Genomic DNA, 12,908 nt, shown 5'->3' with positions numbered 1-12,908 from the left:
GGGGATTCACCTGTCCGTTCGCCTTTTATAAAAAATAGGAATCGTTCAGAGCTATCCGGATCGAGAACGGTAAGCTGCAGTATTAGCAGAGGGAAAAGAATCAAGTGTACGGGCTTGTAGAAAATAATGCACCTGATCTTTTCTATTAGCAGATTATCCAAATGTGTATCCCTGTCTGACTGCCCTGAATCGGTTGTCCTATAAATAGCCATGATGAAAGAAGCATACAGCAGGATAGGACTTATTTATATGGGAAGTGATTGCTGGCGACCTTAATTTCGATAAATATTTCTATGTATTGCTTGACAATTCTTTCTCGATACTGTACTATTGTATTAGATGGTTAATACAGTGATACACAAACCATTTACGAGGGAGGAATTATATGTTCTGGAAATTATGCAAGCATGAGCTGAAATGCTCATATCGAAGCTTTCTTGTTTTATATGCCATCGTCATGGTGGCGGCACTTCTGATGAATCCTAGGAATGAGGGAATGATAACCAACATTGCAGCAATTGTCTATATTATCATGAGTGTGGTTATGTTCATCATGTGTGTTGTCGTCATTATTAAGAATTACAGCAATTCGATGTTCTCCAGGAATTCGTATCTGACGCATACCCTGCCTGTCACAAGCACACAGCTGCTGTTGACAAAAATTCTGAGTGCGGTGTTCTGGATCATTGTTTCCGTGTTTGTCCTGTTTCTGTCGATGCTGATTATCGGTCTGCGTGTCAGCGGCTTTGATTTTTCAGCTATTACAGAGACGCTGCAGCAATTCTTCAGCACCGTGATTGCAGTGGATTCCCTGCTGTATCTGTTCTATATGATTGTCGGTACGGCAGAATCCGTGGCCTTGGTCTATCTGGTTATGAATATAACGCATACCACCTATGTACCGCGATATCGCACGGCAGTTGCCATTCTGCTTTATATTCTGATATCCTGGATACTCAGCTTTGTGTTTGATCGGATATTGCTTGCTCCGTTTCATCTTGCCTCCGATGATTTTGCCGGCACGATCATGGGGATGTTTATGGGAATGCAGGTGGAATACCAGTTCATGGCAGGTGTGGGCATTATGATTGTGAAATCCCTGCTGCTTCTCAGCCTGTTCTTCTTCGGAAGCAAATATATCCTGGATCATAAACTGGAAATAGAATGATGAATGACCTGAAGGAGAGAGCACTGATCATACTGATTATTCTGCTATTCTCGTTCTGGTATGTATTTACCGGATATCTGCTGCTGGATTATTTCAGAATCGGATGGCCAATCTATATCGTAGGAGCACTGCTGCTGGGAATTATCATCATAGCAGTGCTGCAAACAGTGAAACGAATGAAAAACGGAGAGTATTAGGAAGGAAGTGAACCTGCATGAATTTTGATTCCAAGATGCCGATCTATCTGCAGATTATGGATGAAATAAAGCGATGGATCGTTACAGATGTATATCAGCCTTCTCAGAAAATTCCTTCTGTCCGTGAACTGGCTGTGGAATTTGGTGTCAATCCGAATACGGTACAGCGTGCGCTGAGTGAACTGGAGCGCAGCGGTCTAGTGGCGAGTGAACGCACGAGTGGCAGATTTATCTGCAACGATACAGAAATGATACGGAAACTAAAGGAAGATGTAATCTGTAGAAAAACAGACATGTTTATTGAAGAAATCCGTCAATACGGATGTGATGATGAAGCCATCATCGCCACAGTGGAAGAGAGGTTGCACAATGGAAAAGCTGATTGAAATAAGCGGGCTTAGCAAAGCCTATGGGAAAAAGCAGGCCCTGCATAATGTGGATATGGTTTTTGAGGGAGGGCAGATCATCGGTCTGCTCGGTCCTAACGGAAGTGGAAAGACAACGCTTTTAAAGGTTATGACCGGACTGCTGAAGGATTATGACGGTGTCGTAAAAATCGATGGAACATGCATCGGGGCAGAGACGAAGGCGATGGTGTCCTATCTGCCGGATGAGCCGTATTTCTCAGACTGGATGAAGGTGAAGGATGCACTGGCTATTTTTGTCGATATGTATGCGGATTTTGATCTGGATAAATGCCTGACGATTATGCGGCGTTTTCAAATTGATGATGGAATGCGCATCAAGACGATGTCTAAGGGGACAAAGGAAAAGTTTCAGCTGGCTCTGGTAATGAGTCGCAAGGCAAAGATCATCGTACTGGATGAGCCGATTGGCGGTGTCGATCCAGCCGCAAGGGAAGTGATTCTGGATACAATTCTGGAAAATTATTCTCCGGAGCAGACGATTCTTATCGCAACGCATCTGATTGCGGATATCGAACGTATCTTCAGTACAGTTGTCTTCATCAAAAACGGACAGATTGTCTTGAACAGTGAAGTAGAGGATGTGCGTCAGGAAACAGGAAAATCCATTGATGAACTGTTCCGTGAAGAATTCCGTTACTATATAGTATAGTTGCTTGCTTTTCAACCATACAGGTATCAAGGAGATTTCCATCTGCGCTTTTCATTCAGCGAAATGGGAATCTTTTTTTATTTTGCGACCTGACTGTATATAATATGTACAGCAGCTATGTCTGAAGCGGTGACTATGCCCGTATGCACTATCGGGCATATACGGTTGCGTATCACATGGAAGGCACGGTAGGTTATTGGACCATGGCTCGTACAAGCAGTATACACAGGCAAAAAGCTTAGCACATTATGCGATTGTCCTGCATTGCTGTATATGAAGAAGAGGGTACGATGAAGGCATCATGCAATTATAAAACTTCAAAACATCCTTCAGTATGCGATTGTTTGCACAGCATTGCAGACACAGCTTCGAAAAAGTGGGAAAATCCACAGTATTTTCTCTGTTCAAGGGCTTTTAAACACGATATAATAATGCAGTATGAGAGTACATGATTGATCTTGTTTGGGAGGTACATATGAAATATGATTTTGATACGGTTCTGTCGAGAACGGGAACCGGATGTATCAAATGGGATAAGCCCTTTGCCTGCAGTGATGAACAGACGGTGCTGTCTCTATGGGTGGCGGACATGGATTTTCCCTGCAGCACAGAGATACAGGAGGCCCTGCACCGTCGTGTGGAGGAACAGATTTACGGATACTCCTGCGGCTTTGATGATGCATACAGAAACAGTGTAACTGGATGGTTTCAGCGTCGCTTTCAATGGACGATTGCGGCAGATTCCATCTTTTATGCAGGGGGAGTCGTTCCAGCTATCGCCTATCTTTTGGAAATTCTGAGTGAGGAGGGTGACAGCATACTGATTCAGCCGCCGGTATATTATCCGTTTCGCAATAAGATTCTGGCAACCAGGCGCTGTGTTGTGGAAAGTCCCCTGTGCAATACGGATGGAGTCTACACGATTGACTTTGCGGATTTAGAGGAAAAGCTGGCTGCGGATGAGGTAAAGGGAATGATTTTGTGTTCTCCGCATAATCCGGTAGGCCGGGTATGGTCAAAAGAAGAGCTGCAGCAGGTGGCTGATCTTGCGCATACCTATGGAAAATGGATCATCAGTGATGAAATTCACTGTGATCTGATACGGGAGGGGATTCATCATATCCCGCTGCATACGCTGGTTCCGGAATATAAGGATGAAATCATCGTCTGTACAGCGCCCAGCAAAAGCTTTAATCTGGCAGGTCTGCAAAACAGCAATATCATCATCACAAAGCCGGAATATCAGCAGCGCTGGAAGGAGTTTGTCGGAAACCGACTGTCTTTGAACAGCTGCAATTCCTTTGCATTAGCGGCAACGAAGGCGGCATATAATGAAAGTGAAGACTGGTTGAATCAGGTGAATTCCTATATCGATCAGAATATTCGCTATGCATGTGACTATCTGGTAAAAGAGCTGCCGCAGGCTGTTGTTTCCCCCTGTGAGGGAACCTATCTGTTGTGGGTGGATGTCCGTGCGTACTGTCCTGACGAGAGGCAGCTCGAGAAGCGGATGCGACAGCAGTCTCTGATTTTGGATGAAGGCTATCTGTTCGGTGCGCAGGGAAAGGGCTTTGAGCGTATCAATATGGCTGCACCGCGTTCACTGATTGAAGAATGCATGCGCCGGTTTGTCAAAGCGGTGTCGGGGGAAGCTATAGAATAAATAGAAAAAGAGCAGCTGCTTTCTGCGAGGGAGGCTGCTGGAAAAGGAAAGGAAAATGGTATGCTGTATCTTGAATATATCGTATTGGCGGCACTGGTGGTGTTTTTGTCTGTACGTCTGTCGTATTACGTTGATTGCCTGGATAAGAAAACAAATCTGTCCGGTGCGTTTATTGGAGGTGTCATGCTTGCGGCTGTGACCTCTCTGCCTGAATTATTTACATCTCTGACTGCCGTTCTGGCACTGGATCAGCCGGATCTGGTACAGGGAAATGTGCTGGGAAGCAATATCTTCAATCTCTGTGTCATTGGAGGACTGATGCTGTTTACATCCCGCCGTTATCAAAGAGCCACACTGTCAAAATCACACAGCAAGACGCTGTGGTTCGGTCTGGTCATGTATGCCCTGGTATTTGCGGCCATCATGATGCCGAAGGAGGTTGGGTTCAGTTTTCTGAAGGTCAACCTGATGTCCATTCTCATTCTGCTTGTGTATGCGGTAAATGTGAAATTCATGGGGAATGATGACAGCGGTGATGTGGAGGAGGAAGTGTACATCTCGCTGAGTGTAAGGCAGATTGCTGTTCGGTTTATCTGTTACAGTGTGGGACTTGTTATCGTAAGTATCCTGCTGACAACGGTAACGGACCGCCTTGCGGAGGAGCTGCAGCTGGGGGCTACGGTTGCCGGGGCAATCTTCCTGGGAGTGGCTACCTCACTGCCGGAGCTGAGTGCTTCTGTCAATCTGGTACGGATTGGAAATTTCAACGCATCCTTCGGTAATATCGTCGGCAGTAACCTGTTCAATTTTATCATACTCTGCTTTGCGGATGTTCTCTTTACGCAGGGAAGCATTTATGTCAATGAACCGCAGGTAATGAATCTGCTCGGCTTTGGTGCGTTTTCCATGGTCTGTACACTGGTGGTTATATATGGAAAGAAGCATCGCGCCCTGGTTCTGTTGGCGAGTGTGGCGATACTCGGCTCTTATGTCACAAGCATTTTACTGTCCATGTAATAAATAGCGGAGGGTATGGCCTGTTTCTATGGTTTTTATGCTTTGAAAATAGAATAATCAGGAGGATCAGGTTCGTCTTTATCATGTACCTGATCTTTTTTCTGTATATTTATCATCCTGCTTGTTTTTCGAATATGCTTTTATGCGTTCATTTTTTGTACGGTTATGCAGATTGTGGTGGATAGGAATGACAGACAATGGCTTTGTTAATCTACTGAAACCATCTTGACAGAATGACCGGGATACGATAAGATAAACATAAATTAAACAGTGTTTAATTTATTAAGAGGTGATGACTGTGAGAACATTACGATTGAATGATACGGAATATGCGTTTTGCGATGAATTGGGGATGGAGACAGTGGATGTCAGAGAGTTGAAGCTGCAGGGCTGTATGGGATGTGGGGCCTGTGAACGTCGCATACATCATGGTGGTGAATGTGCAGTTGCGGATGATATGCAGATGCTGTATCCCAAAATCGCGCAATGTGAAAAGCTGGTCTTCATATGCCGGCAGAGCTTTGGGTGCTGCAGTCCGAAGTGCAAGCGCATTTTGGATCGTATGGCGGTGCTTGGCTATCCGGAATATACCGTAAAAAACAGGGAGCTGACCAAGAAGGGATGGAAAATACCGCTGCGTGAAATCGAATTTCTTCTTTACGGAGAGGCGACGCCACAGGAGCTGGCATTGTTTGAGGAATGGCTGGAGGAGATCCATGGTATTACCGGGGGTACGCTCATGCGTGTACAGTATATTGGCGAGGAGGCAGCACTATGTCCATACTGATTTTGAATCTGAGTCCGCGCAGGCTTGGAACCAGTGCCCTGTTGGGAAGACTTATGCAGGAGCAGCTCGGTGAGCAGACGCAGCTGTGGAGCTGTCTGGATATCGAGGCTGCATGGGACAGCTTTCTGGAAGCTGCAGGGCTGGCAGATACATGGATTTTTATCACTCCCTGTTATGTGAACGCTATCCCGGGGGATGCAGTAGAGGTACTGGCTAAGCTGCATCAGGCAGAGCTGTCGAGAAACAAATATGTATATGCAATCGCACAGGGTGGAATGCCATACACTCATACGCATCACTGCTGTATCGGCAATATCGAGCTGTTTGCAAAGGCGATGCAGCAACGATGGATGGGCGGCTTGATTATCGGGGGAGGGGCAATCATTGACGGTGTTACATTGAAGCGTCTTCCCAATGCGGTACCGGTGGAGCATTGCCTGCAGAAGCTGATTGCCTGTGTCCAGCATAAAACGGAAGTTGCCAGCTTGCTTTCAAAGCAGGCGGAAATGAAAATCCCAGGCTTTGTAGCCCGTCTGATGTGTTTGAAAATGAATCATACGATTCACAAGCAGCAAAAGAAAATAAAAGCAGACCGCCATATCTGCTTTTATGCAAAGGAGGAGAAGCATGCGCGTAAAGGATGAGGAACAGATAGCATCACGCAGGGCGCTTATCATGCGTGCAGCCAGAGAAATCATGGAAACGCAGGGAATGGAGGCTTTAAGCATTCGTAAAATAGCGGCGATGATACAGCAGACACCCGGTATTATTTATCATTATTTTTCCGGAAAGGAGGAGCTGATGCTTGCGGTCGTACAGGAGGGATATCATAATATCCTGTGCATCATACAGCAGACCATGGCATCTGAAAAATCTCCCGCTGCCCAGCTGCGAACCACGTTGTTTGGTTATGTTAGAGGGATGCTGGAGGATCCGCTGCTTTATCAGGTCGTCATGCAGAGCAAGCTTCCTTCCGTACAAAAGCAGACTGCAATTTTGCAGGAAAATCTGCGCCAGCATCGAAAAAGTATCGCTATGCTGTGCACCTGTCTGGAGGAAGGCATTGCATGCGGCGAGTTCAGTGTGGAGCAGGTGGAGCTTCGCGCACAAGGCATCTGGTGCTGTGTATACGGTCTTTTGGAGCGTATCCTCATAGAACAGCCGGTGCCTGCATACCGGGATAAGGTCATTGAGGAAGTGCTGGATTTGATCATGGCATCTCTGCGACCGCATGAAACAGCATAGGATGCAGAGCAGTCAGAAATGCAGGCATATGACAGAGACAGTATCACGATCTATGAGGCAGCCTGCAGAAAGCAGGGGAATGGAGAACAAATGAAAACACTGATTATTTATAAAAGTAAGCATGGCACCGGGGAAGAGGTGGCAGCGTATCTGCAGCAAAAGCTTTGCGCAGATTTACAGGAAGCAGACCCTGCACTGTCGTGGGAAGGCTATGAGCGCATTGTATGTGTTGGAAGCATTTATGCGGGCAGGCTGGCAAAACAGCTGCTTGCCTGCATTCGTGCAAATACGAAGGAGCTGGCGGGGAAAAGCGTCGGTATGCTGCTGTGCGGTATGAGCGATGCTGCACCGGAAAAAATCATCACAGAAAATCTGGGAGAAGCATGTTATCGGCAGCTTGCCTTTTCTGTGAATATCGGCGGCAGACTGGACTTTCAGAAGCTGGGCTTTCTGGAAAGAAAAATCATCCGCATGGTGAATAAGCAGGAACATCTGTATGAGGATAAAGACGCTGTACTTGTAGACCGCCTGCGCTGGGATACGATTGACAGTGTCATTGCAGGGCAGACTCATGAAGCGTAAGCTCATCAAGGCTCTGGTGGTACTGATTCTTCTTGGCGCGGGAGGGATTGCTTATCAGTTCTATCAGACGAAGCAGCAAAGTGATGCGCTCGCATTTGAAGCCGTGGATATGAACCGTCTGCAGGATGGCAGCTATGAGGGAGAATGTCAGACTGGTCTGGTGCAGGTACGGCTGCGGCTGCGGATTCAGAATGCTGCCATACAGAGAATTGAACTGCTTCAGCACGATAACGGTATGGGGAAAGATGCTGAGCGTATTCTTGAAGATATTCAGAAGCAAAACAGTACGGCTGTTGATGATGTTTCCTCTGCCACCATATCCAGCAGAGCAATTCGCATGGCGGCACAGAATGCACTGAAAAAGGCGGCTCTGCCGCAGTAAAGCAGCCTTCTGCATTCCACCAGTGAATGGGGAACGCAAAGTCCGATTGGGATGAGCCAGTGCGGCTAACTGCTTAAACAGCGATATACGGATACATCCGAAAAGGACGGGATGTATCCTTTTTATGTGCAGGGAAGAAAATTTCTTGCGCCTGATCCATTACGGCACATGAGGATTGCTTTTTGCATCCTGCACAAGATGTTGTGAAAAGCGCAGCGGATATACGCAGTAAAAAGGGAGCGTCAGCTGAACATCGCATGCGCCGTGAACAAAATGGTCGCGCGTGGTTTGAATATGACACATCCGGAAAATGAGCGATAATTTTACTTTTTCAAAGGGGCGAAATATGCTATCATATAAGGAGCGGAAAAGAGGGATTCAATGGAACTGAAACTGATTGATTTAGTGAGAAAAATGGAACAGAACAATCCGGATCTGGAGTATTTTAAACAGGGTACCTTTACCATGAAGCCGGTATATATGAAGAAGTCCAATGTTATCAAAATGGAAATCTCTCTGCCGAAACCACTGCCGTTTCAGGTATGGGATGTTTTCTGTATGCGTTTAACAAAGCTGACACGCTGCAGTGTGGATTTGCATATCACAGCTGAAAAGGCCGAAGCGGAGCTGTTGGAGGTATCCAGCTATATCGAACGCTTTGTCTCCCGGCATATGCAGCTGAAAATATTTCATGAATCACTGCCGACCATCAATGAACAGAAATATCTTGTCTATCAGATTCTGGATGAGCAGGAACGCGACCGGGCGATCCAGAATAAGCATTTGCTGCAGGAATTTCTGGAGCGCTGCGGCTTTCAGCTGGAAATTCATGTTGAGGAAATGAAAAAATCCGCACCGATTCCGACGGTCACGGTGAAAAGTGAGGCGGCAGCGAAGCCGGTGAAGGTGTATGAGGAAAAGAAAAGCTATAATTTTAAGCCGAAGGGGAAAAAGGGACTGGACCAGTATGTGCCGTTTTCCATTCATGATATAACGGAAGAATGCCATGGTATCCGTATCCATGGTAAGATCTTTGAAACGGAAACACGAACGCTGCGCAATGGACGTGATATCCAGATGCTGTGGATCGGGGATGACGACGATGCCATCATCATGAAGCGGTTTGAACGCGGTGCCGTCACAAAGGAAGTACTGGCGGAAATAAAGAACGGAGACTGTGTCGTAGCCTATGGTAAGGCGGAATACGATGCCTATACCCGGGAGCTTGTCTTTATGCCTGACGTGATTGAAAAGGTTGCGGAAGTAAAGCGTGTGGATGAAGCAGAGGAAAAACGTGTGGAGCTGCATGTGCATACCAAGCTTTCGGAAATGGATGGTGTCTGCAATATTGAAGAATACATCGATCAGGCGAATGCGTGGGGAATGGATGCCATCGCCATTACCGATCATCTTGTGGTTCAGGCCTTTCCAAAGGCACAGCATAAGGTGGAGGCGATCAATAAGGGCAGAGAAACACCGTTTAAAATGATTTACGGTCTGGAAATGAATATGGTGGATCCCGCACTGCAGATTGTTCGTAATATTCAGGACATTGAACTGGAAAAGGGAACCTATTGCGTATTTGACCTTGAAACAACCGGCTTATCCAGCCGTTTTGATCACATTATCGAATTCGGCGGGCAGATCGTTAAGGATCGTGCCTGTATAAAGAGTCTGCAGCTGTTTATCAAGCCGCCGGTGGCGCTGAGTGCCTTTACCACGGAGCTGACCGGTATTACGGAAGAGCATATGAAGAATGCGAAATCCTTTGCGGACAGCATAGATGAGATTCTCGACTTTATCGGGGACAGTATCCTGGTGGCACATAATGCGACCTTTGACTATAACTTTCTAAACGATGAGCTGGCAAGGATCGGACGTCCCCCAATCATGAATCCCGTGATTGATACACTGGATCTTGCCAGAAGCATGCAGGCGGACCGTAAGGGCTATCGGCTGGGGCAGATTGCCCGTTCCTATGGCATTCGATACGATGAGGATGTTGCTCACCGTGCCGATTATGATGCGGAGGTTCTTGCGCAGACCTATATGAATATGCTGAACGATTTGAAGCATATCAAAAACCTGCAAGAGCTTCAGGATATGCAGACAGCAGAGAGCTTTCGCAAGGTGCGTGTCAAGCATGTGACGATACTGGCGAAAAATATGGCGGGACTGAAGGAGCTGTTTGAGCTGGTGACGCTTTCCCATACCAGCTATCTTGCCTACAGCAGTAAAAGTACAAACAATATCGTAGCGGAGCCTAGAATTTTGCGAAGTGAAATTGAAAAGCGGCGTATCAACGGCAATCTGCTCATTGGCTCCAGCTGTCTGAACGGCGAAGTGTTTGACATGGCACAGACTCGTAATGAACAGACACTGGAGGAGGTTATGCAGTTTTATGATTACATAGAGCTGCAGCCGCTGGAAAACTACCGCCACCTTGTGGAACGTGATTCCATTTCCAGTATGGAGCGGTTAAAGGAAATTCTGACATCCATTGTGAATGCAGCCGATAAGCTGGATAAGCTTCTGGTTGCCAGCGGAGACTGTCATTATGTACAGCCCGGTGAGAAAATGATTCGTGATATTTATATTTCCTCACAGGCGATTGGCGGTGTCCGTCATCCTCTCTATATCTACAATCAGGAAAAGCGTCGGAAATTCAAGGCGCCGGACCAGCACTTCCGTACAACGAAGGAGATGCTGAAGGAATTCGCATGGCTGGGAGAACAGCGCGCCTATGATATGGTTATTAAAAACACCAAACGGATTGCCGATATGATCGGGGAAGTGAAGCCTGTCAAGGATCGTCTGTATCCGCCGGATATCGAGGGCTCTGATCAGAAGCTTACGGATATCTGTTATGAAAATGCTCATAAAAAATACGGACCGGTGCTTCCCGAAATCGTGGAAAAGCGCCTGGAAAAGGAGCTTGCAAGTATCATCGGACACGGCTTCTACGTTGTTTACTATATTTCCCATCTGCTGGTTAAAAAGAGTCTGAATGACGGGTATCTGGTAGGCTCTCGTGGATCGGTCGGCTCCAGCTTCGTTGCGACGATGTCGGAAATAACCGAGGTTAACCCGCTTGCACCGCATTATGTATGTCCGAAGTGTCATTATGTGAAATTTTATACGGACGGAAGCGTGGCAGATGGCTTTGATCTGCCGGATATCATCTGTCCAAACTGTGGAGAAACCATACGAGGGGACGGACACGATATTCCGTTTGAAACCTTCCTTGGCTTTGAAGGGGATAAGGTTCCCGATATCGATTTGAACTTCTCCGGTGATTATCAGCCCAATGCCCACGCCTATACAAAAGAGGTGTTCGGGGATGATCATGTGTACCGTGCAGGAACGATCGGTACCGTTGCGACGCAGACAGCGTTTGGTTATGTGAAGGGCTATGAGGAGGAAATGGGCATTGAGGGAAGTATGCGAAATGCACAGGTCCTGCATCTGGCGAAGGGCTGTGAGGGAGTGAAGCGTACGACCGGGCAGCATCCGGGTGGTATTATCGTCATTCCGCTGGATTTGGATGTTCATGATTTTACACCGGTACAATACCCTGCCAACAACCCGTATGCGGAGTGGAAGACCACCCACTTTGAATTCCACGATATCCATGACAATGTTTTGAAATTTGATATTCTGGGACATGTCGATCCGACCGCAATGAAGATGCTGGAGCGGATGAGCGGGATTGATCCGACGACGATTCCGATGAATGACCCGGAAACGATGAGTGTTTTCTCCAAGGTGGATGCCCTGAAGATTGATACGAGTAAATCCTGTGAGGAAACCGGAGCAGCCGGATTACCGGAGTTCGGAACGCCGTTTGTGCGCGGTATACTGGAGCTGACGCGCCCGACCACCTTTGATGAGCTTTTGAAAATATCCGGTCTGAGCCATGGTACCGATGTCTGGCTGGGAAATGCGAAGGATCTGATCGACAACGGAACGTGTACGCTGAAGAGTGTCATCGGATGTCGAGATGACATCATGGTCTATCTGCTGCACAAGGGGCTGCGGCCGAAGCTTGCCTTTACCATCATGGAGAGTGTACGTAAGGGGAAGGGCTTAAAGGATGAATGGATTCCGGAAATGAAGGCCAACGGTGTGGAGGACTGGTATATTGATTCCTGTCTGAAAATCAAATATATGTTCCCGAAGGCACATGCGACGGCTTATGTTATGATGGCGATTCGTATCGCATGGTTCAAGGTGCATCGACCGCAGGTATATTACTGCATGTTCTTCTCGATTCGTTGCGATGCCTATGACATTGAAACGATGATTAAGGGAGAACAGGCGATCCGTCGCAGAATGCAGGAAATCAGCGATATGCTGAAAAATAATGAAACGAAAAAGGATGTTTCCAAAAAGGATAAGGATACCTTCAATACGCTGGAGCTTGCTCTGGAAATGAACCTGCGAGGCTATTACTTTACCAATATTGATATCATGCGCTCGGCATCCCGTGAGTTTATCGTCGATCCGGAGAATGCGAACTACATCATTCCGCCGTTTACCAGCATCGACGGACTTGGTGAGAACGTTGCGGATACGGTTGTGGAGGCACGAAAGCAGGGAGCCTTCCTTTCCAAGGAGGATTTACAGCGGCGTACGGCATTGAGCGGAACACTGGTGAAGAAGATGGAGAGTATGGGAGTTCTGGAGGGAATGCAGGATGAAAATCAGATGTCTCTGTTTTCCTTTTAAGCGTTAAGGAATCCTTGACTCGCAAAACAGCACTTCCGTGTTGTAGGATGAACAGGCATATG

General features: G+C 47.0%; 12 protein-coding genes. All 12 read left to right on the top strand.

All coding sequences use genetic code 11. The features are described 5' to 3' along the window. Positions 1-385: 385 nt before the first annotated feature. Positions 386-1,168, top strand: a complete 783-nt coding sequence (locus G4D54_14705) for a hypothetical protein (protein QJA03606.1) — start codon at positions 386-388, stop codon at positions 1,166-1,168. Next, complete coding sequence (locus G4D54_14700; protein QJA03605.1) at positions 1,168-1,365, top strand: hypothetical protein; 198 nt, start codon at positions 1,168-1,170, stop codon at positions 1,363-1,365. The genes G4D54_14705 and G4D54_14700 overlap by 1 nt, the downstream gene beginning before the upstream one ends. Before the next feature lie 17 nt (positions 1,366-1,382). Then, positions 1,383-1,751 (top strand): GntR family transcriptional regulator, encoded by a 369-nt coding sequence (locus tag G4D54_14695; GenBank protein ID QJA03604.1) that lies wholly within the window; start codon positions 1,383-1,385, stop codon positions 1,749-1,751. Next, positions 1,735-2,442, top strand: coding sequence for an ABC transporter ATP-binding protein (locus G4D54_14690; protein ID QJA03603.1), 708 nt, complete (start codon positions 1,735-1,737; stop codon positions 2,440-2,442). Before G4D54_14695 ends, G4D54_14690 begins: the two co-directional genes overlap by 17 nt. Before the next feature lie 475 nt (positions 2,443-2,917). Next, positions 2,918-4,105, top strand: coding sequence for a pyridoxal phosphate-dependent aminotransferase (locus tag G4D54_14685; protein ID QJA03602.1), 1,188 nt, complete (start codon positions 2,918-2,920; stop codon positions 4,103-4,105). A gap of 60 nt (positions 4,106-4,165) precedes the next feature. Continuing rightward, positions 4,166-5,122 carry a sodium:calcium antiporter gene (locus G4D54_14680; protein ID QJA03601.1) on the top strand — a complete coding sequence of 319 codons (957 nt, stop codon included), beginning with the start codon at positions 4,166-4,168 and terminating at the stop codon, positions 5,120-5,122. Between the two features lie 298 nt (positions 5,123-5,420). Continuing rightward, positions 5,421-5,909: a flavodoxin family protein gene (locus tag G4D54_14675; protein QJA03600.1), complete on the top strand. Its 489-nt coding sequence runs from the start codon at positions 5,421-5,423 to the stop codon at positions 5,907-5,909. Then, positions 5,897-6,553, top strand: coding sequence for an NAD(P)H-dependent oxidoreductase (locus G4D54_14670; GenBank protein ID QJA03599.1), 657 nt, complete (start codon positions 5,897-5,899; stop codon positions 6,551-6,553). Before G4D54_14675 ends, G4D54_14670 begins: the two co-directional genes overlap by 13 nt. Further along, on the top strand, positions 6,537-7,154 hold the full coding sequence (locus G4D54_14665) for a TetR/AcrR family transcriptional regulator (protein ID QJA03598.1): 618 nt from the start codon (positions 6,537-6,539) through the stop codon (positions 7,152-7,154). Before G4D54_14670 ends, G4D54_14665 begins: the two co-directional genes overlap by 17 nt. A 90-nt stretch (positions 7,155-7,244) precedes the next feature. After that, positions 7,245-7,736, top strand: coding sequence for a hypothetical protein (locus G4D54_14660; protein QJA05209.1), 492 nt, complete (start codon positions 7,245-7,247; stop codon positions 7,734-7,736). Then, a complete protein-coding gene (locus G4D54_14655) occupies positions 7,726-8,118 on the top strand; it encodes an FMN-binding protein (GenBank protein ID QJA03597.1) in 393 nt (130 codons plus the stop codon). Before G4D54_14660 ends, G4D54_14655 begins: the two co-directional genes overlap by 11 nt. Positions 8,119-8,499: 381 nt before the next feature. Next, entirely contained in the window at positions 8,500-12,846 is a 4,347-nt protein-coding gene (locus G4D54_14650; GenBank protein ID QJA03596.1) for a PolC-type DNA polymerase III, read from the top strand. The last annotated feature ends 62 nt before the right edge of the window (positions 12,847-12,908 follow it).

Origin of the sequence: [Clostridium] innocuum (assembly GCA_012317185.1) — a bacterium.
In the GTDB taxonomy this organism is placed as follows: domain Bacteria; phylum Bacillota_I; class Bacilli_A; order Erysipelotrichales; family Erysipelotrichaceae; genus Clostridium_AQ; species Clostridium_AQ innocuum.
Note: the sequence above shows the minus strand (reverse complement) of the source record. Positions and strands in the feature narration are given on the sequence as shown.

Bases quoted from the DNA above. Each gene is read 5' to 3' on its own strand.
- G4D54_14705 (QJA03606.1), top strand. From the start codon at position 386: ATGTTCTGGAAATTATGCAAGCATGAGCTGAAATGCTCATATCGAAGC.
- G4D54_14700 (QJA03605.1), top strand. From the start codon at position 1,168: ATGAATGACCTGAAGGAGAGAGCACTGATCATACTGATTATTCTGCTA.
- G4D54_14695 (QJA03604.1), top strand. From the start codon at position 1,383: ATGAATTTTGATTCCAAGATGCCGATCTATCTGCAGATTATGGATGAA.
- G4D54_14690 (QJA03603.1), top strand. From the start codon at position 1,735: ATGGAAAAGCTGATTGAAATAAGCGGGCTTAGCAAAGCCTATGGGAAA.
- G4D54_14685 (QJA03602.1), top strand. From the start codon at position 2,918: ATGAAATATGATTTTGATACGGTTCTGTCGAGAACGGGAACCGGATGT.
- G4D54_14680 (QJA03601.1), top strand. From the start codon at position 4,166: ATGCTGTATCTTGAATATATCGTATTGGCGGCACTGGTGGTGTTTTTG.
- G4D54_14670 (QJA03599.1), top strand. From the start codon at position 5,897: ATGTCCATACTGATTTTGAATCTGAGTCCGCGCAGGCTTGGAACCAGT.
- G4D54_14665 (QJA03598.1), top strand. From the start codon at position 6,537: ATGCGCGTAAAGGATGAGGAACAGATAGCATCACGCAGGGCGCTTATC.
- G4D54_14660 (QJA05209.1), top strand. From the start codon at position 7,245: ATGAAAACACTGATTATTTATAAAAGTAAGCATGGCACCGGGGAAGAG.
- G4D54_14655 (QJA03597.1), top strand. From the start codon at position 7,726: ATGAAGCGTAAGCTCATCAAGGCTCTGGTGGTACTGATTCTTCTTGGC.
- G4D54_14650 (QJA03596.1), top strand. From the start codon at position 8,500: ATGGAACTGAAACTGATTGATTTAGTGAGAAAAATGGAACAGAACAAT.